The organism is Eubacterium ramulus ATCC 29099 (assembly GCF_000469345.1).
In the GTDB taxonomy this organism is placed as follows: Bacteria; Bacillota; Clostridia; order Lachnospirales; family Lachnospiraceae; genus Eubacterium_I; species Eubacterium_I ramulus.
Map to the genome: position 1 here is coordinate 41,033 of NZ_KI271089.1, position 20,160 is coordinate 61,192.

General features: G+C 46.0%; 20 protein-coding genes. All 20 read right to left on the bottom strand.

The genetic code is table 11. From position 1 onward, the window contains the following. Nucleotides 1-14 precede the first annotated feature (14 nt). Nucleotides 15-614 (bottom strand): regulatory protein RecX, encoded by a 600-nt coding sequence (locus tag HMPREF0373_RS01990; protein WP_021737885.1) that lies wholly within the window; start codon nt 612-614, stop codon nt 15-17. Continuing rightward, entirely contained in the window at nt 614-1,711 is a 1,098-nt protein-coding gene (gene recA / locus HMPREF0373_RS01995; protein ID WP_021737886.1) for a recombinase RecA, read from the bottom strand. The genes HMPREF0373_RS01990 and recA overlap by 1 nt, the downstream gene beginning before the upstream one ends. A gap of 243 nt (nt 1,712-1,954) precedes the next feature. Next, a complete protein-coding gene (gene trxA, locus HMPREF0373_RS02000) occupies nt 1,955-2,266 on the bottom strand; it encodes a thioredoxin (protein WP_021737887.1) in 312 nt (103 codons plus the stop codon). Between the two features lie 82 nt (nt 2,267-2,348). Continuing rightward, nucleotides 2,349-3,938 (bottom strand): peptide chain release factor 3, encoded by a 1,590-nt coding sequence (locus HMPREF0373_RS02005; RefSeq protein ID WP_021737888.1) that lies wholly within the window; start codon nt 3,936-3,938, stop codon nt 2,349-2,351. A 231-nt stretch (nt 3,939-4,169) separates the two neighbouring features. Continuing rightward, nucleotides 4,170-5,321: a phosphopentomutase gene (locus tag HMPREF0373_RS02010; protein WP_021737889.1), complete on the bottom strand. Its 1,152-nt coding sequence runs from the start codon at nt 5,319-5,321 to the stop codon at nt 4,170-4,172. Between the two features lie 167 nt (nt 5,322-5,488). Then, on the bottom strand, nt 5,489-6,193 hold the full coding sequence (locus HMPREF0373_RS02015) for a SpoIIIAH-like family protein (RefSeq protein WP_021737891.1): 705 nt from the start codon (nt 6,191-6,193) through the stop codon (nt 5,489-5,491). Then, nucleotides 6,190-6,915: a stage III sporulation protein AG gene (locus HMPREF0373_RS02020; protein ID WP_167618601.1), complete on the bottom strand. Its 726-nt coding sequence runs from the start codon at nt 6,913-6,915 to the stop codon at nt 6,190-6,192. The genes HMPREF0373_RS02015 and HMPREF0373_RS02020 overlap by 4 nt, the downstream gene beginning before the upstream one ends. After that, on the bottom strand, nt 6,813-7,352 hold the full coding sequence (locus HMPREF0373_RS15880; RefSeq protein ID WP_081695180.1) for a stage III sporulation protein AF: 540 nt from the start codon (nt 7,350-7,352) through the stop codon (nt 6,813-6,815). The genes HMPREF0373_RS02020 and HMPREF0373_RS15880 overlap by 103 nt, the downstream gene beginning before the upstream one ends. After that, nucleotides 7,310-8,512: a stage III sporulation protein AE gene (locus tag HMPREF0373_RS02030; RefSeq protein WP_044962581.1), complete on the bottom strand. Its 1,203-nt coding sequence runs from the start codon at nt 8,510-8,512 to the stop codon at nt 7,310-7,312. The genes HMPREF0373_RS15880 and HMPREF0373_RS02030 overlap by 43 nt, the downstream gene beginning before the upstream one ends. Nucleotides 8,513-8,631: 119 nt before the next feature. Then, nucleotides 8,632-9,027: a SpoIIIAC/SpoIIIAD family protein gene (locus HMPREF0373_RS02035; RefSeq protein ID WP_021737895.1), complete on the bottom strand. Its 396-nt coding sequence runs from the start codon at nt 9,025-9,027 to the stop codon at nt 8,632-8,634. Nucleotides 9,028-9,064: 37 nt separating this feature from the next. Continuing rightward, nucleotides 9,065-9,259, bottom strand: a complete 195-nt coding sequence (gene spoIIIAC, locus HMPREF0373_RS02040) for a stage III sporulation protein AC (RefSeq protein ID WP_021737896.1) — start codon at nt 9,257-9,259, stop codon at nt 9,065-9,067. A 21-nt stretch (nt 9,260-9,280) separates the two neighbouring features. Continuing rightward, nucleotides 9,281-9,859: a stage III sporulation protein AB gene (locus tag HMPREF0373_RS02045; RefSeq protein WP_044962582.1), complete on the bottom strand. Its 579-nt coding sequence runs from the start codon at nt 9,857-9,859 to the stop codon at nt 9,281-9,283. A gap of 29 nt (nt 9,860-9,888) precedes the next feature. After that, on the bottom strand, nt 9,889-10,881 hold the full coding sequence (gene spoIIIAA / locus HMPREF0373_RS02050) for a stage III sporulation protein AA (RefSeq protein WP_021737898.1): 993 nt from the start codon (nt 10,879-10,881) through the stop codon (nt 9,889-9,891). A gap of 280 nt (nt 10,882-11,161) precedes the next feature. Continuing rightward, nucleotides 11,162-11,338 carry a 30S ribosomal protein S21 gene (gene rpsU, locus HMPREF0373_RS02055; RefSeq protein ID WP_021737899.1) on the bottom strand — a complete coding sequence of 59 codons (177 nt, stop codon included), beginning with the start codon at nt 11,336-11,338 and terminating at the stop codon, nt 11,162-11,164. Between the two features lie 236 nt (nt 11,339-11,574). Next, nucleotides 11,575-14,229, bottom strand: coding sequence for an alanine--tRNA ligase (gene alaS, locus HMPREF0373_RS02060; RefSeq protein ID WP_081695181.1), 2,655 nt, complete (start codon nt 14,227-14,229; stop codon nt 11,575-11,577). 130 nt (nt 14,230-14,359) lie between these two features. Beyond that, nucleotides 14,360-15,667, bottom strand: a complete 1,308-nt coding sequence (locus HMPREF0373_RS15885) for a chloride channel protein (protein WP_021737901.1) — start codon at nt 15,665-15,667, stop codon at nt 14,360-14,362. Continuing rightward, a complete protein-coding gene (rnhA, locus tag HMPREF0373_RS02070) occupies nt 15,664-16,140 on the bottom strand; it encodes a ribonuclease HI (protein ID WP_021737902.1) in 477 nt (158 codons plus the stop codon). The genes HMPREF0373_RS15885 and rnhA overlap by 4 nt, the downstream gene beginning before the upstream one ends. Before the next feature lie 5 nt (nt 16,141-16,145). Then, nucleotides 16,146-17,453: an amidohydrolase gene (locus tag HMPREF0373_RS02075; RefSeq protein ID WP_044962583.1), complete on the bottom strand. Its 1,308-nt coding sequence runs from the start codon at nt 17,451-17,453 to the stop codon at nt 16,146-16,148. A 37-nt stretch (nt 17,454-17,490) separates the two neighbouring features. Further along, complete coding sequence (locus HMPREF0373_RS02080; RefSeq protein ID WP_044962584.1) at nt 17,491-18,321, bottom strand: purine-nucleoside phosphorylase; 831 nt, start codon at nt 18,319-18,321, stop codon at nt 17,491-17,493. Between the two features lie 266 nt (nt 18,322-18,587). Next, on the bottom strand, nt 18,588-20,060 hold the full coding sequence (spoIVA, locus tag HMPREF0373_RS02085; RefSeq protein WP_044962585.1) for a stage IV sporulation protein A: 1,473 nt from the start codon (nt 20,058-20,060) through the stop codon (nt 18,588-18,590). Between the last annotated feature and the right edge of the window lie 100 nt (nt 20,061-20,160).

The window sequence follows — 20,160 nt, forward strand, 5'->3', positions numbered from 1 at the left end:
AAGCGGGGGAATGCTTATTCTGCGTTCATTCTGCGCCGTATCGCATCTGAACGAAATCCTCTCCGCATCAGATACTGATAAATCTTCTGTTTTTCCTTCTGATCCATCGTATCAGCATCATACTGTTTCTTTTCCAGCAGACGATCGATCAGACGGTCTTCTTCCCCTGTATATTCGTCTTCCAGTGCCTGCTCGATCAGATCAGAGGGCACCCCACGCTCATATAGTTTCATTTTTATCTGCAGACGGCTTTTCTCGGACTGATGATACCGGATATAAGTACATGCATAACGGTAATCATCCACATAATGAAAAGACTTCACATAATCCATGGCACACTCCACGATTTCTTCCGGATAACCGTTCTCCTGCAGTTTCCGGCGGAGCTGACACTCCGTGCGCTCCATGCGCTGCAAAATGTACATAGCCCGTCGTTTTGCCCGTTTTTCCAGGATTTCGCTGCATATTTCATTCCATTCCTGCTCCGTCAGTGTCCCGCCTTCTGTCAGACGGTACTTCGCTGCTTCTTTTTCATAGAGAGGAAAGGAAAGCCCTCCTTCTGCACGAATGATCAGCTTTCCTTTTTTTCCCTGTATAATTTCTTCTATCTGCATTATTCTGCATCCATCGGAACAATATCATCCGCTCCCGACGGTTCTGTCACAGCATGCTCTTCTGTCTCTGCTGTCTCTCCGTCCAGATGATAGTATGCCCGTACCTTTGCCTCAATCTCCTGACAGATTTCCGGATTTTCTTTCAGGAATTTCTTTGCATTTTCCCGGCCCTGTCCGATTTTCTCGCCGTTGTATGCATACCATGCACCGGATTTGTTTACCACGTTTGTATTGGCCGCCAGATCCAGGATATCACCCTCTCTGGAAATGCCCTGTCCGAACACAATATCAAACTCTGCCTCTTTGAATGGCGGCGCAATCTTATTCTTTACTACTTTGATACGGGTATGGTTTCCAAGGATCTCTCCTGCCTGTTTCAATGCTTCCACACGACGTACATCCAGACGGATGGAAGAATAAAATTTTAATGCACGGCCGCCGGTGGTTACCTCTGGATTTCCAAACATCACACCAACTTTCTCTCGCAGCTGGTTGATAAAGATAACGATACAGTTGGATTTGCTGATCACAGCGGTCAGTTTACGCAGTGCCTGTGACATCAGACGTGCCTGCAGACCCACATGGGAATCTCCCATATCGCCCTCAATCTCTGCCTTTGGAACCAGTGCTGCTACGGAATCGACGATGACGATATCTACCGCGCCGGAACGAACCATTGTCTCTGTGATCTCCAGTGCCTGCTCACCGTTATCCGGCTGTGAAATATACAGGTTATCAATATCTACCCCGATATTTTTTGCATAAGCCGGATCCAGTGCATGCTCTGCATCAATAAATCCTGCGATTCCGCCACGCTTCTGCACTTCCGCTACCATATGCAGGGCTACCGTTGTCTTACCGCTGGACTCCGGGCCGTATACCTCAATGATACGTCCTCTCGGCACACCACCGAGTCCCAGTGCGATATCCAGACTCAGACATCCGGTAGGAACCGTCTCCACGTTCATATGTACACTTGGATCTCCCAGTTTCATAACAGATCCTTTTCCGTACTGCTTCTCAATATGTGCGATCGCATCATCCAGCGCTTTTAATTTTGCTTCTTTCTGCGCTTCCATCTTATCATTTTTTGCCATGCTTTACTCCTTATCTGAACAGACAGCCTCTGCTGCTGTATGTGAACATTTGTTCGTTGTCTGTTCCTATCATATTATAAATACCTTCAAAAGTCAATCCCGATTATAACATTCTCACCGGCTTCTGTCATATAGAAAAAAGCGCCTCATTTTCTCCGGCTATTCTTATATGTTGTACAAAAAAATTGCTGTCCGGTACCACATCCGACAGCAATTTTTTTGTATTTTTATCTTTTCTGCACCCTATGCAAGTGCTTTCTGCAGTTCCTCCTCGTTTTGTAAACCTACCGCACGGTAAGCTACCTCGCCATTTTTGATTACCAGAATCGTCGGGATGCTGGCAACTGCAAACTCACGTGCCAGTTCCATCTGCTCGTCCACATTTACTTTACCAAATACAGCGGTATCTGCATGTTTCTCTGCAAAAGCATGAAAGATCGGTGCCTGCATCTGGCACGGTCCGCACCAGGTTGCCCAGAAATCCAGCATCACCGGTTTTTCACTGTTTAATACTTTCTCATCAAAATTTTCAACTGTAACTTCCAGAATTTCCATTTTATTTTCCTCCGTAAACAAAGCAATTTTTCTATATACAAAATCTCATAATTACCGCGTCTGCATTTTTCCGAAAATAAGATTAATTCGTACCAAACTCAGACAGCACCAGGCCTTCGTTTCGATCCAATGTCATGCCAACACTCCATGCATTGACAAAGAGCAGCAGCGGATTACCCTTCAGATCTTTGATCTTCTTCATATCAGAAGTACCACTCAGATGATCCAGATCAATATCTTTATTCTCAATCCAGCGGATGTGCTCATATGGCAGATTTTCCAGACGGATTTCTACATTGTACTCATTTTCCAGACGGAATTTCAGGACATCGAACTGCAGGACACCTACCACACCCACAATAATCTCTTCCATACCGGTATTGTACTCCTGGAAAATCTGAATCGCACCTTCCTGCGCAATCTGGGAAATACCTTTGACGAACTGTTTTCGTTTCATGGTATCCAGCTGACGTACTCTTGCAAAATGCTCCGGTGCGAAAGTCGGGATTCCTTCAAACGCAAATTTTTCCTTTGCGGTGGTCAGGGTATCTCCAATAGAAAAAATACCCGGATCAAATACACCGATAATATCTCCGGCATACGCTTCCTCCACGATCTTACGCTCCTGTGCCATCAGCTGCTGCGGCTGGGAAAGTTTCAACTGCTTATTCCCCTGTACATGGAAAACTTCCATGCCCGCCTTGAACTGTCCGGAACAGATACGCATGAATGCGATTCTGTCTCGATGTGCCTTGTTCATATTCGCCTGGATTTTAAACACAAATGCACTGAAATCCTCAGAGAACGGATCGATCTCACCTTTATCTGAGACTCTCGGCAGCGGAGATGTGGTCATCTGAAGAAAATGCTGCAGGAACGTCTCCACACCAAAGTTTGTCAAAGCAGAACCGAAAAATACCGGTGACAGCTGTCCTTTTGATACCAGATCCATGTCAAACTCTGCACTTGCTCCGTCTAACAGTTCGATTTCCTCTTCCAGCTGTTCTTTATAGTCTTCCCCGATTTCAGTCAGTAATTCCTCTGAATCCAGGGCAAATTCTTTTTCTTCACCTTCTTTGGTTCCCTTCAGGGTATCTGAGAATGTCATGACCTTTTTCGTATTGCGGTCATACACACCCTTGAAATTCTTACCGGAACCGATTGGCCAGTTGATGGGACAGGTTGCAATTCCCAGTTCTTTTTCGATCTCGTCCAGCAGATCAAACGGATCATTCGAATCCCGATCCATCTTATTGATAAAAGTAAATATCGGAATGTGGCGCATAACACATACTTTAAACAACTTACGTGTCTGTGCCTCCACACCTTTGGAACCATCAATGACCATGACCGCAGAGTCTGCTGCCATTAAAGTACGATAGGTGTCCTCTGAGAAATCCTGATGTCCCGGAGTATCCAAAATATTGATACAGAATCCATCGTACTCAAACTGCAATACAGATGAAGTGACAGAAATACCTCTCTGCTTCTCAATCTCCATCCAGTCAGAAACCGCATGTCGTGCCGTTGCTTTTCCCTTTACGGAACCTGCAAGATTGATCGCACCTCCGTATAACAGAAATTTCTCTGTCAATGTTGTTTTTCCGGCATCCGGATGAGAAATAATCGCGAATGTCCTTCTTTTTTCTATTTCTTTGTGTAAATCAGCCATTAAGCCCTCCAACTTCTATTTTTCCCGTGAGCCACTATTCTGCCTGATCTGTGCCGCCTGATCTGCTCTGTCATGGCCTGTGACTCTGAATCTTTCTACTCAATCTTATCTATTGTAATAAAGGGAAAAACATCTGTCAAGAGAGAACCGTCACACAACGGTTCCGCACACCGTTCCTGAAAACAGAGCGGAAAACAGCCCAAACGATCTGTCTGCCTCTGTACCGGGCTCTTACAGCATACTTTTTCCTGCAATCCCGCCGGACAGTCCAAAGTAATCCAGGACCGTTGCTCCGATATCCGAAAAGCTGTCTCTGGTTCCGAGATTTTTACCCTGTGCCAGATTTTTTCCATACATCACAAACGGCGTATATTCCCTGGAATGATCCGTGGACGGAGTACCCGGATCACAGCCGTGGTCTGCTGTGATCATCAGAACATCTTCAGGCTCCATGGCAGACAGGATCCGTGGCAGCTGCCGGTCAAAATAAGTCAGTGCCTTTGCATATCCCGCCACATCATTTCTGTGTCCATACAACATATCAAAATCTACCAGATTTACAAAGCAGAGTCCGTTGAATTCACGCTTCATATACTCCAATGTCTTCTCAATACCATCCGCATTGTCCTGTGTCCGGACAAATTCTGTAATACCCTTTCCTGCAAAAATATCGTTGATCTTACCAACACCGATCACATCATATTCCGCTTCTTTCAACACATCCAGCATCGTATCCTGTGGCGGCTCCAGGGAAAAATCATGGCGTCTGGATGTCCGTGTATAGTGACCGGATGTACCAACAAACGGCCGCGCAATGACTCTGCCAACCCCCAGATCCCCTTGCAGCATCCTCCGGGCAATCTCGCAATCCCGATACAGTTCTTCCACCGGAACCACATCCTCATGTGCTGCAATCTGAAATACCGAATCCGCAGACGTATAAACGATCAATGCACCACTTTGCATATGCTCGTCACCGTAGTCCTGAATGACCTGCGTGCCGGAATACGGCCGGTTACACAATACCTTACGGCCTACAGCCTTTGAAAATGCCTTCAGAAATTCCTGCGGAAAACCATTTGGAAAGGTGGGCATCGGTTTCTTTGAGATCAGTCCTGCGATCTCCCAGTGTCCGGTAGTCGTATCCTTTCCGGCAGACTGCTCCGTCATACGTGCAACGATGCCTTCCGGCTTCGCACACGGCGTTTTCGCCGTCACCCCGTCAATATTAAATAATCCAAGCTTTGCCATATTCGGCATGGAAAACTCCGGGCTTTTTGCCACGGTTCCAAGGGTATTGCTGCCCTCATCCCCATAATTTGCTGCATCCGGCATCTCACCGATCCCAAAACTGTCCAGAACAATTAAAAATATACGTTTCATCTGCTGTTCCCCCTTGTCTTCGTTTTATTTTTCCTGAAAAAGCATTTGGCTTCCGCAGATTGTAAAGCGGACATCCACAATCCGCATTTCTGCTTACAGTATAACACACTCCCCTTTTTTATGTTCATCAAATAATCTCATTTAACGCTTTTTTACAGAACTATTAGTTACTGGCTCAAGGGTGTGATCACGATATTTTCCGCAGAAATTCCGGTTTTACGCTTCACAATATCCTCCACCTGTGCCCGCTTTGCATCGGTGACATCGCCCATATTGAGTACAACGTCTGCCTCATTGTCCGTAATACTTACCACGACATCGGAAAATCCTTTTGCTTCGAGCAAAATCTCTGCCGCATTTTCTTTTTCCGCAACATCTGTCATCTGGATCATAGAATCAATGGCATCCTGTTTCTGTGCCTCCGCAATGGATGTATTATTGATGATTTCCATCAGTGTCTCCTTATTCTTAGAGCGCACCTGCTCCCGGTTTAATTTTACCTCCGATGCAAACGCCAGACTCTGTGCCTGGGCTGACGTCTGCACCGTTTCTCCCGGATTCTGTATTTCCTCTGCATTTCCCCCATCGGCCTCTGTCTGGGCCTCAGATCCGGCCCCGGAGTTTTCTGTATCCTGCCCGGAGCGTTCCTCTGCCTGCGCATCCGCTGCACTGGCAGCCTGGGTATTGTCCTCCGTATCCGTAAATATTTCTCCAATCTGCTCGCCATCTGAAATATCATTGGTTTCTCCTGCTGTCTGGATTGCGTCATTTTCTGCTACATTTGCCCTTGTGTAACTGATATAACCTGCCACAGCGATCATCAAAGCCAGTGCGGTAATAATAATCTGATTTTTGCGAAATATCTTCTTCAATTGGAATCTCCTTTCGTTTTCATTTTAACTATCTTTATTTTATGTGCATCCAGTCCGAATAATGCCTCCACCGACTCAGAAATATTTTTTCTCACTTCGGAATCATCTCCGCCTTCCGCCACGATCAGAACACCATCGATTTTGGGCAGGATCGCACGGTTCACAAATGGGGTTTCATCTCCGTCAGACCGGGCATAAACCGTCGTTTCACTGTTCTCACAGCTGCCGGATCCGCCATTGACCGTATCCGTTTCCCCTTCCTTCTGCTCTCCCTCCTGCGTATCCTCCCGCATCGTCACATCTTTTTCCACTATGGATTCTCCCTGATCCCGGAACGTGATCATCACCTGCACATCACCAACCCCTCGCATTCTCTGTAATATTGTCTCTAGGCGCTGTTCCAGTGCCGCCCCATATGTGTCATAATCAGGACCGCCCTGTGCCGTTACTGCACTCTGGCTATTCTGCGTATTCATCTCCACATCCGATGCTGTACTGTTTTTCCTGCCGGCAGGCATCGCAATGATCAGAAGCAGAACACCCGCCAGAAACAAAATGAGCCACTGATCCTTTTTCACATGTTTCCACTTTTTCTCCCGCAGAAAACCATTCCAATCCATCAGCTGCCATACACCTCCACCTGCTGCTCTCCGATTCCACAGGCTTCTGCCGTCTGCCTGCGCATCTCCTGCTGTATCGTTTTCCCGGAAACCGCCGTCCACACGGTCACCTGTGCAACGGCACCGGTATCCTGCGTCAGCGTCACTTCCACTTTCTGCACCGGCACACCGCAGGAATTTCCCAGTTCTGTTACCATCTGCTCCACCACTTCCTTTACCTGTCGCTCATAATATGTTTTCTGCTGTCGTTCCATATTCGAAAAATCCAGCTGCCTGCTCTGCAGGATATCTTCCCGGACAAATTCCCGCTCCATCCTCTGTTCTACATTTTTCTGTCCCAACACGGAAAATAATGGATTTAAAATTGTCACTACAAACACCATCCCTGCAAAAAAACGCACATATTTCCGATAAGCATTCGCTGGCAATACCTGCAGCAAAAGCGTCAGAAATATCCCAAGAAATATCATCCGTTTTACCCATTCCAGCATCTCTGTCATATGATTGCCGTCACCACCACCGCTATCGTTATCATACATAATAAAATTCCGGTTCCAAGCGCACGAAACAAAAGTAATGCCCCATCCCCCACACAATCAATACAGCCACAGATCCGTTTATCGGAAAATGGCTCCGAAAGTGCCCCTGCCACTTTATAGAAAACAGAAAACACCAGCATTTTCAGTAATGGCCCTAGCGCCAAGCACACAAGCACGATCATTGCAGCCGTTCCTATTCCGTTTCGGATCACCACCGCCGATCCAAAGAAAATATTTCCCACCGCCTGTGCTGTATTTCCAAGTCCCGGCAGCATGCTGATGGTCTGTGTCACCGACATTTTTTTCAGATTATCCACAGAAGGGGCAATCATCCGTTCGATCACATTCATTCCCGTCACCCCTGCCAGCAGCAGACGCATTACCCAGATAAGTCCCCGTTTCAGCAGGACTGTCATTCTGGAAATCAGTTTTTCCTCCGTCATACAGTTCAACATCTGAAGCACCACATAGACATGGATCGCCGGTATTACAATATACAGAAGTACCCGGTCAATCAGATAAATCACGATCAGAGACAGCTGATAAAATCCTACCGCAGTTACCTTCTGACTGCAAAATACCATCGTCATGCAAAATGCGGGCAACAATGCTTCCATAAAATCAATCACCTGTCCCAGTACATCTTCCAGAATTCCATGAATGAGCAGATAGGACCGGAGCAACAACCCCATCAGCAGTAAAAAATATAGATAAAACCCTGTTTTTGAAATCTGGCTGTTCTCAAACACATGGATAAAATTCTGCAAAAACGAACAGGCCGCCGTCAGAAGCAGTATTTGTACAAACAGCTGTTTTCCTTCGGCCACATCCCCAAATGCACGATCAAAAACCTGCCGCACCAGCGTCCGCTTATCCGTATACTCTCCGTCCTGCATCAGCTGCCTGACCAGTTCCCGAAAGGTCAGATCCTGTGTATCTGTATTCTGCTCCAACACCTTCTGAATGTCTGACAAAGGCAGATCCGACAGCAGTTCTTCCTGCTGACTGGCCTCTGTCTGCGCAATATTCCGGGCCGCCCGTACCTGTTTTGGAACACAAAACCACACAACGAACACGCTCAAAAGCAAAAATATCATGCACCATCTGTATCTGTTTTTGTGATTCCATATACGCTGTGCCGTGCTTTCCTTCGCATACAATGCCTGTCCCTCCTGTCTCACGCAAATCCCAGCATCTCTGCAAGTCTACATTCTGTTTCGGTCGGTGCAAAACCATTGTCCACCGGCCAATGTGCGCCCCGCCGGAGGCTGCATCCGATTTACTTCCAGGTACTCAGCAGTCCTTCGATTGTTTCCAGCAATGTCAGAAGCACCGGTACACTGACCGCCATGATTGAAAACTTTGCAAACATCTCGATCTGGCTTCCAATTGCTGAAAATCCCGCATCCTTGCAGATTCCGGACGCAAACTCTGCCACATAGGTAATGCCCATCAGTTTCACCAGTATTTTCAGCATAGCAACATCTATTCCGGTATACTGTTCTATTTTCCGGATGGTCTCCATCACAACCTGTAAACGGTTCATGCTAAAAACAAGGATCAGAACCACTGCAGACAGACTCAGATACAGTGCATATTCACTTTTCTGCTGTTTTACCATCAATGCCAGTGCCACTGCGCCGATTCCAATCATTGCGATCTGAATGATTCCCATGATCTTCCACCTCTATTTGTTGTCTGTTTTCGGTTTTTCATAAGGAAAACAGATGTTTTATTTTGTCAAACAAATCGTATATATAAGGCACGATCCAGAACAATACTATGATCAGACCTGCAAGACTGACCAAAAATGCATGCTCCTCCCTTCCGCTGTGTTTCAAAACCTGTCCGATCACAGTCACCAGTATCCCCACCGCTGCTATTTTAAACAATAAATTGACATCCATCGCTATCCTCCCCGTAAATGACTAAACCAGAATCAGAATCACAAAAATCCCGGCTGCCACCCCCAGACAGCGGTACATATGTTTCTTTTCCTCCAGTTCCTTCTGCCTTAATCTCAGCAGACGCTGCAGCCGTTCCCGACATCCCTGCAAATGCTCCTCCTGCTGTCTCTGGTCCAGAAATCCAAGATGTTTTCCTATACGACATACCTCTTCCAGCTCCTCTCCGGTCAAAAACAGTTCCTTTCCTCCTTTCCGGAATGCCTGCTCCCAGATTTCCGAAAATGGCGTTCCTGTACCATCTTTCATCTGTTCTATCATCTGCCGTAACACAAAAGCTATTTCCGGCCTTATTTTTTTCTGAATCTGCTGCAAAGCTTCCTGTATCGGCAGCCGTTCATAGCGGATTTCTGCTGACAGCAGTTCTGTCAGTTCAATCAATGCCTCCAGATACTCCTTATGTAAACTGCCTGTCCGGAGCAGTTCCCGCACAAAGCCGATACACGCCGCCAGCACACACATACTCCCCGCTGCTTTCAACATCCTGTCCCTGCTCTCCTGTTTCTTTTTAATGTCACATTGAATTACAGTAAGATCTGACATAAGCATCCTCTTACCCACCGCTTAGTGCTCTACGCACTTGAAGCAGGGAGAATGCTTATTCCACGTTCATCATATACGGTATACCTGCGTTCTCCGTTCTCTTTTGAAATGACTACATAGTTTCTGAATAACTTCACCTGTCCGCACTTGTCCCACCCTGGCTTTTGAAACAGTTCTTCCAGGCTTCCTGCATGTACCGTTGCCAGCAGATGACAGCCACAGCGCATGGCATATTCCATTGCTGCAAAATCTTCTCTGCTGCCAATCTCATCCACTGCAAGGATTTCAGGCGCCATACTGCGTATTAACAGCATCATCCCTTCCACTTTCGGGCACCCATCCAGCACATCTGTCCGGATGCCCAGATCATTTTGCGGAATTCCATGAAGGCAACCGGCAATCTCTGACCGTTCATCCACCAGCCCGATTCTTTTTCCCGGATGCGCTTCATCTCCATTGGAAAACAGCCGGATCAGATCACGAAGCAAGGTGGTTTTTCCATTTCCGGGTGCGGACAGTAACAGTGTATTTTCCGGTTCCTGTTCCCGCCACAACTGCTTATAAAGCAATGCTCCACACGCCTTTCGCTCTCTGGCAATACGAATGTTCAGATACAGGATCGGATAGATTCTGTTTATCCTGCCATTCAGCTGCATGACCTGTCCACACACACCGATCCGATGTCCTCCTTCCACTGTCAGAAATCCCTGCCGGATCTCTTCCTCATAGGCATAGAGCGAATACCGAGACATCAGGGTACTCATCTGCCTTAAATCTTCTTCCGATACGGACAGACATTGCCTGTCCGTCTGCCTGACCAGTGCGCCATTGTTCAGGAAGTATGCCCCATCAGCGGTAACCAGTTCCAATGGCTGATTTACACGCACCCGGATTTCCTCCAGTTTCTGTGACAATCGTTGAAATACCTCTGCCTGTTCCATGACTTTTCTGATATGCACCGGAAACAATTTCAAAATCTGTTCCACTTTATCACTCCATTCAGCAGCCTGTTTCACTGCCATAGTCTAATATATGCCATTGCTATTTTGTTAGAACTTTTGTCTGCACGCACAAAGCAAAAAACTCCGGGAAAAGTATCCCGCAGTTTAAGATTCCCTGCGATGATATTTTTCCCGGAGTTTGTAAATCGGGCATAAGCATCCCCCTTACCAACCGCTTAGTGCTCTACACACTTAAAACAGGGGAATTCTTATTCTCGATTCAATGCAAGAATGCCCTCGACATTCTAAAAACACGACAAAAGGACACTTCCACAGAAGTGTCCTTTCAATTAACTTCGAACTAGTTGTATTTACGTTTTCTAGCTGCTTCAGATTTCTTTTTACGTTTTACGCTTGGTTTCTCGTAATGCTCTCTCTTACGAATCTCCTGCTGGATACCAGCTTTCGCACAGTTTCTCTTAAATCTGCGTAAAGCGCTATCTAAAGTCTCGTTCTCTTTTACGATTACATTTGACATAGTCTCACACCTAACCTCCCTCCAGTTGCGTATTGTGCATATTCAACTGATTGGGTAATATTCTTACTGCACTGCTTGACAATTATAATCATTTTTTGTAGATATGTCAATAGTTTTTTCAAACTTTTTGCATATTTTTCCGTTTTTTCGTTTAATTCCTCAGATTAACATTCCGTCATCCTGTATATCCAGGTAATATCTCAAAGATGAGCATTACCTGAAAACGTGTGAACTTATTATTTGATCTGTCCCGCCAGTGCTTCTTTCGCTGCTGCGATCGCATCCGGGATTCCTGCCGGGTTCTTACCGCCGGCCTGAGCCATATTCGGACGTCCGCCGCCGCCACCGCCAACTTTTGCTGCGATTGCTTTGATCAGGTTACCTGCATGTGCACCCTGCTTCATAGCTCCTTCTGTTGCCATAGCGATCAGACTTACTTTGCCTTCGTTTGCAGATGCCAGTACAACAACACCCTCGCCGAGTTTCTCTTTCAGCTGATCACCCAGGTCACGCAGTCCGTTCATATCTACATCTTCCAGAGCGGTTGCCAGAAGTTTTACTCCGTTGACTTCTTCTACCCGATCCATGACATCGCCAAGTGCATCCTGTGCAGCTTTGCTCTTTAAGGATTCGTTCTCGCTGTGGAGTTCTTTTACTTCTGCCTGCAAATGTGTGATTTTTTCTGTCAGACCTGCTGCATTTGTTTTCAATAATGCTGCTGCCTCGTTGATGATCTCCTCTAATTTATCATAGTAAGCATATAATGCATCGGAAGTCAGAGCCTCAATACGTCTTACGCCTGCTGCGATACCGGACTCAGATACGATCTTAAATGCGGAAATCTCGCTGGTATTTGCAACATGAGTACCGCCACAGAGCTCTGTGGAGAAATCACCCATTTTTACCACACGGACGGAATCACCGTATTTTTCACCAAACAGTGCCATCGCACCTGTTTTCTTTGCTTCTTCCAGACTCATGATACTTGTCTCTACCGGAAGTGCCTCTGCGATCTTTTCATTTACGATAGTCTCAACCTGTTTTAACTCTTCCTCTGTCATAGCAGAAAAATGGGAGAAGTCAAAACGCAGACGATCCGGATTTACATCAGAACCTTTCTGCTCTACATGAGAACCAAGTACGTTACGCAATGCTTTCTGCAGTAAATGTGTTGCACTGTGGTTCTTTGCGATCAGAGAACGTCTCTTTGCATCTACTTCCAGCGTAACCGTATCACCGACTTTGATCATACCTTTTGTCACACGGCCGATATGTCCGACTTTACCGCCGAGCATTTTTACCGTATCTTCTACACGGAACTCACCCTCTGCAGTGCGGATATAACCGGTATCAGCGGTCTGTCCACCCATAGTTGCATAGAATGGAGTCTCATTCACAAAAACAGTACCTGCCTCACCATCTGTCAGTGCTTCTACAATCTCTGTCTCGCTGGTCAGAACAGTTACTTCCGAATCATGACAGAAACGGTCATATCCGACAAATGTAGTTGTAACGGACGGATCGATCGCATCATAAACCGTTGCATCTGCACCCATATAGTTTGTTACTTTTCGTGCGTTACGTGCTTTGGTACGCTGCTCTTCCATCGCTGCCTCAAAACCTGCCTGGTCAATCGTAAATCCTTTTTCTTCCAGAATTTCTTCGGTCAGATCTACCGGAAATCCATATGTGTCGTACAAACGGAATGCATCTTCTCCGGAAAGAACTTTCTTTCTTTCTTTTTCCATCTCTGCCTGCATATCAGCCAGAATTGCAAGTCCCTGATCGATTGTCTTATTGAATTTTTCCTCTTCCTGTGTCAGTACACGGAAAATGAATTCTTTTTTCTCTTCCAGTTCCGGATAACCGTCTTTGCTCTCGTTGATGACAGTTTTGCTCAGTTCCGCAAGGAACAGTCCGTCGATACCAAGCATTTTACCATGTCTTGCCGCACGACGGATCAGACGACGAAGTACATAGCCTCTGCCCTCGTTTGTCGGCATGATACCATCTGATACCATGAATGTAGCGGAACGGATATGATCTGTGATCAGACGGATGGATACGTCATCCAGTGCATCTGTCTGGTAAGTTTTATGAGACATCTCACATACTTTGTCACGGATTGCTTTCATAGTATCGATATCAAATACAGAATCTACGTCCTGCATAACAACAGCCAGACGTTCCAATCCCATACCGGTATCAATATTTTTATTTTCCAGTTCTTCGTAATTTCCTTTTCCATCACCGTTAAACTGTGTAAATACGTTGTTCCATACTTCCATAAAACGGTCACAGTCACAGCCTACTTTACAATCCGGGCTGCCACAGCCGTATTTCTCTCCACGGTCATAGTAAATCTCAGAACATGGACCACAAGGACCCGCACCATGCTCCCAGAAGTTATCACACTCACCATTCTCATCACGATAGAAACGTGTAATTCTCTCTGCCGGTACACCGACCTCTTTTGTCCAGATTTCAAATGCTTCCTCATCCTCACCGTAAATAGACGGATACAGACGTTCCGGATCCAATTCCAGCACTTTGGTCAGGAACTCCCAGGACCAGGCAATTGCCTCATGTTTGAAATAATCACCAAAAGAAAAGTTTCCCAGCATCTCAAAGAAGGTCAGATGACGTGCTGTCTTTCCTACATTCTCAATATCACCGGTACGGATACATTTCTGACATGTGGAAACTCTGCGCTTCGGTGGAATCTCTGCTCCTGTAAAATAAGGTTTTAACGGTGCCATTCCTGCATTGATCAGCAATAAACTGTTGTCATTATGCGGGATCAGCGAAAAACTTTTCATTACAAGATGATCTTTGCTTTTAAAAAAGTCAAGATACATTCTTCGTAATTCATTTACACCATACTTTTTCACTCTCGTGTTCCTCCATCTATATGTTATTATGAATATCAAATTCACTCATGCGATCGCTGAAAACACAACGATTACACACTCTTACAATAATAGCATAGCATTTCTTCCTTGTAAAGCAATGCATTCCTGCCTATCCTTTATTTGGAAGAAATTTTTTCTGTTTTTTCATCTGTATCATATTAGACACAAAGCTTTTTTTCTCCGGATCTGACCGAAGTGCCACCGGAACCGGCACACAGCCACCTACCGTGGATGCCAGCAGCATCCAGCCGATATCTTTGACCGGGAAAAAGACAAGAGACAATGCAAGCGCCCCTAACGGCTGCTGTAAAACCGTGCCAAGCAATGCTCCTGTCACCAGCACCACGCTGACAATTTCATTGATATGCAGAATTGCCGCAAATCCATATCCGATGCTCAATCCACTGAAAATCACCGGGAAGAAATGTCCGCCACGCCATCCGGATTCAATGCAGACATTGGTCAGAAATAATTTTACCACACCGATCAGAATCAACAGATAAGGTGTATATTTCAAATATTCATACTGCATAGCCTGAATATTATTTCCACCGGAAAACATGGTCATCGGTAATGCAGAACCGATCAGTCCCAACACCAGTCCACCAAGCACGGCATTGAATACTGTCAGATTTTTTTCTCTCAGTTTTCCGAAAAACCAACTGCTGGCTTTCTGAAAGATCAGATACAGATAGCCGGCTGCAATTCCGACAATCACCAGCAAAATAACTGCCACTTTGTCTCGCAGGATCAGTACACCACCATGCAGATGAGGTACCGCCAGGCATCTGCCAAAACAGAAATTCAGCAGTTCATATACTGCCAGTCCGGTCAGTCCGGCCGTAATACCGGATGCAATCTGCTCTTTCCGTTTCCATCTGATCTTCCCTTTGTCGTACACAATCTGATCCGGCAGAAGAAACAGCCCAGCTGCCATCACCCGGAACAATTCTTTCTTTCTGATATATGGATTTCCGGCGATCAGCGTCTCCATCTTCCATCGTGCCAGCCCAAACTGATCCATTGCCCAGCAGCAAAGGCCAAGTAAAAGACTGACCAGGCCGGATTCCGGTCCGACAGCTCCGCCAAAAAACAGAGATAAAAATGATGCTGAAACAATCATCGGAAGTTTCCGGTAAGGATATGTACCCGTATCTTTTACCCGCTTAACAGAATCTGCCATCCGCTCCGGATATGGGCCATATACCCGGTGGAACAATCCGATGAGTACACCGCCTCCCAGGCACATGAGAACCGTATAATATTTCGAATCTATATAAGCCGGAACCATTTCCCAGATGACCGTAATCCCTATATTTGCCACTTTCAGATATAACCACACGATCCCGGCGATCACAGCACCTGTCAATGATGTAAAATACAAAAACAGAGTTCTGTTACTCATTTGTTCTTTCATTCTGTAATCTCATCCTCCAGCAGATTACTTCCATCCGCTGCTGTGGTTGCCAGCCGGTCACAGCGTTCATTCTCCGGATGACCGTCATGTCCTTTCACCCAGTGAAAGTTCACCTGATGCGGTTCCATCGCTGCCAGAAGTCTGGTCCACAGATCTTTATTTTTCACCGGCGATTTATCTGATTTTTTCCAGCCGCGCTTCAGCCAGCCCTGGATCCAATGCTGATTGAACGCATCCGTCAGATATTTGGAATCCGAATATAATTCCACCTGACACGGTTTTACCAGCGCCTCCAGTCCGACGATCGCCGCCATCAGCTCCATCCGGTTATTTGTTGTTTTGCGGTATCCGGCACTCAGTTCCTTTTCATGCAGCCTGCCCGCTGCATCGACAAACTGCAGCACGGCACCGTATCCTCCGGGGCCGTCCGGATTTCCCCGTGCGGCACCATCGGTATATAATGTTACTTTCATACCTTTTACCCTTCCATTGAGCGGATGATCCGATTTGCTTCTTTATAAATGTCTGCCGGTTCGAATCCAATAGAAAATTTCTGCTCTTCATACAGGATTTTTCCATTGACCATGGTCAACTTGACATTTTGCTTGCTTCCGCTGTATACAAGATTTTTTACGATATTATTCTCCGGCTGCATATTCGGCTGCTGCAGATCGATCATGATCAGATCTGCTTTTTTGCCGGCCGCCAGACGGTCGCAATTATCCAGCCCCATCGCATGTGCGCCACCTGTCGTGGCCATATACAGGATCTTATCCGCACTGATACATTCTGCATCCATTTCACGCACCTTCGCCAGTGCACTTGCCAGAAACATTTCCTTAAACATATCCAGACTGTTGTTGCTCGCAGGTCCGTCTGTACCGATCGCCACCGGAATGCCTTCCTCCACAAACCGTTTCAGCGGTGCGATGCCGCTTGCCAGCTTCAGATTGGATGCCGGACAGGTAACTGCCGTCAACTGACGTTTCTGAAAAATTTCAAAATCTTTATCATCAAAATATACACAATGGTATCCGCCGCCGCCATACTCATACATGCCAAGTTCTTCCGTCAGCTGCGTCGGAGTCTTGCCATAACGCTCCAGACACTCCTTCACCTCATTCTGAGTCTCGGAATTGTGCAGGAATACCGGGGATTTATATTTGTTTGCCAGATCAGCGATTTCCTGCATCAGTTCCATCTTTGTCGTATACTCTGCATGGAAACCGATCATGAACGAAGTCAGGTCGCTGGTCTCATTGACTTTCAGATAATTTTCCTCAACAACTGCTGCACTTCCGCCAAAACTGTTTACACCGGACACCTGAACGGCACGGAATCCACACTGAGCTGCCACCTGGGCATATACCGGTGGAAAATAACACATATCAAAGCTGGTAGTAATACCGCTGGTCAGATATTCCATGATACCAAGCACTTCCAGCGGACGGATGTTTTCCGTATCCAGCTTGTCCTCTTTTGGAAAACACATCTGATACAACCACTCCTGCAACGGAAGATCATCTGCATAGGAACGTAAAAATGTCATATAAGTATGTGCATGAGCATTCTTAAATCCCGGCATCAGCAGATTGCCTTTTACATCAATCTCGCGTTCCCATGCCGGCTGCTCCATCTGAAGTTCTGTACAGATTTCTGCCGGATTTTTGCTCTCGCCCACATAACAGATCGTATCTCCTTTTACCCAGAGTTCTCCGTTGATGATATCAAATCGTTCCTGCTCATTTAATGTCAGGATTTTTGCATTATAAAAGCGAATGTTCATCTTCTTGCCTTTCTCATTTTTTCTATGATTCGTCCTTCTACTGGTTTGCAATATTCACTATGGATGCCGTGATCAGCTGCTGAAACAGCGGTGCCACCCGGTCTGCCGTCTCCTGGATCTCCGCATGTGTCAGCGGATTTTCTGAAATACCGGCAGCCAGATTGGAAATACAGGAAATACCGCAGACACGCATTCCCATATGATTTGCCGCCATAGCTTCACAGGCGGTACTCATGCCGACTGCATCTGCCCCCAGACTCCGATACATCCGAATCTCCTCCGGAGTCTCATAATTCGGTCCGGTAGTCTGCACATACACACCTTCTTTTAACGGAATCCCACAGTTTATTGCCGTATTCCGTATAATCTCCTGTAGATCCTTTTTATAAACCTCACTCATATCCGGGAAACGGGTTCCAAGTTCTTCAATATTCGGTCCGATCAGCGGTGATGGTACAAAACTGGAAATATGACCGGTGATCAGCATAAAATCTCCAGCATGCATACCTTTCTGCATTCCTCCGGCAGCATTGGTCAGAAACAATACTTTGGCTCCAAGCATTCCCATCAATCTCGTCGGAAGCACAACATCATGCATGTCATAACCTTCGTAAAAATGCACTCTGCCCTGCATGATCACCACCGGAACATTCTGAATATAGCCAAACACAAATCTTCCTTTGTGCCCAAGTACCGTAGAGACCGGAAATCCTTCAATGTCATGATAATCCAAAACCGCTTCCACCTGAATCTGCTCTGCATAATCACCAAGTCCGGAACCGAGAATCAGAGCTACCTGCGGTTCGAAACTAATCTTTTCTCTCACACTGTGGTAACATCTCAATAATTTGTCATATTCTTTACTCATACCATCCTTCTCCTTTTTCTCCGTTTTATGTTGAATCGTTATACTTTTCACATAGATAGTAAATTATAATACCACAAATCAAAAAAATGAACAAGTCCCGGACATTTCTGTCCTATTCTTTTTCTTTCCTTTTTTTCACAAAACAAATATCTTTTATGATATGTCAAAAAGGAAACTGACATTCCAAAACGCATATGCTCTTCAGAATATCAATTTCCTTTTTGCTAAAATGCCAATCTTTATTTTACCGGTTACCCCTTTTATGATTACAAAATAATGCACACAAGCCCGCCATTGTTATCATTCACGATTTTCTTCATCGTATCCTGCAGTTTCTGCTGGCTTTCCTCATCCATCATCGTAATCTTCCGCCGGATACCATCTTCCACCAGTTCACCCAATGATTTTCCGAAAATATTTGTCTTCCAGAGTCCTTCCGATGTATTCTGATTCTCTTTGATATACGATACCAGATCTTTGGCCTGCTCCTCGCTGCCGATGATCGGTGCAATCTCTGTCTCAATATTTGCCTGTATCATATGTATGGATGGAGATGATGCCTTCAGCCGGACACCATACTGGTTTCCATGCCGGATCAGTTCCGGTTCTTCCACAGAAATTTCATCCATGGACGGTGAAACAACGCCATACCCGGTACGTTTGACACTTTCCATGGCATCCGCCACCTGTGCATACGCATCTCTTTTTTCCGACAGTTCCCGGAGTAATGAGATCAGTTCATACTCTCCGTGAATCGGAACCCCTGCCAGTTCACTGATATTTTCATAATAATAGTGCTCATCCACCTGAAAACAGATTTTTGCCGTACCGGACGCCAGATCCGTCACTTCCAGCCGGATCGACGAGATTTCTTCTTTTTCCGGTTCAAAGACAACACCTGCAATGTCCTTCATCTGTTCTGCCTGTTCCAGAATCCTGCGTGCTTCTGCAATAGCTGCTGCTTTGATCTTGTGGGATATCGGCAACATCTCCACCCATTTGGGCAGATAAAAATCAAGCTCTGTCACTGGAAATTCATACAATGCCTCCTGCAGAATCCGGCAGATATCCTCCTGCTTCAGCTGTTCACAGTTTACCGGAAGGACACTGACACCATATGTTTCCTTCATTTTTCTGCTCATCTGCATGGATGCATTACTGTGGGGTTTCGGTGTATTAAGCAAGACCACAAAAGGTTTTCCGATTTTTTTCAGCTCCTGAACCGTCCGTTCTTCTGCCGGAACATAATTTTCTCTTGGAATATCTGTAAAACTTCCGTCCGTGGTCACCAGAATCCCAATGGTGGCATGCTCCCGGATCACCTTCTCCGTACCGATCTGTGCAGCCTTTGCAAAAGGAATCTCATGGTCAAACCAGGGTGTCTTCACCATCCGCTCATTCCCATCTTCCATGTGGCCGTTCACTCCGTCGATCAGATATCCGACACAATCGATCAGCTTCACCTTTGCAGTCACATCATCCTCCAGCTGAAGACTTACAGCCTCTCTTGGAATAAACTTCGGTTCCGTGGTCATGATTGTTTTCCCCTGAGCCGACTGAGGCAGTTCATCTACGGTCCGCTTTTTTGCCGCAGAATCCTCCATCTGAGGCAGCACCATCACATCCATGAACCGTTTGATAAACGTCGACTTGCCGGTACGCACCGGTCCAACCACACCAAGGTAGATATCTCCACCGGTTCTGGCAGTAATATTCTGATAAATATTCGTATTTGTCATAGCAGTCATCCTCTCCTCTTCTGCTTATGCATATGCGGCATGGAGCTGATTTATACCGGAAAAGAGCGAAAAAAATATCACTGTAAGGTGTCTTAGCCTG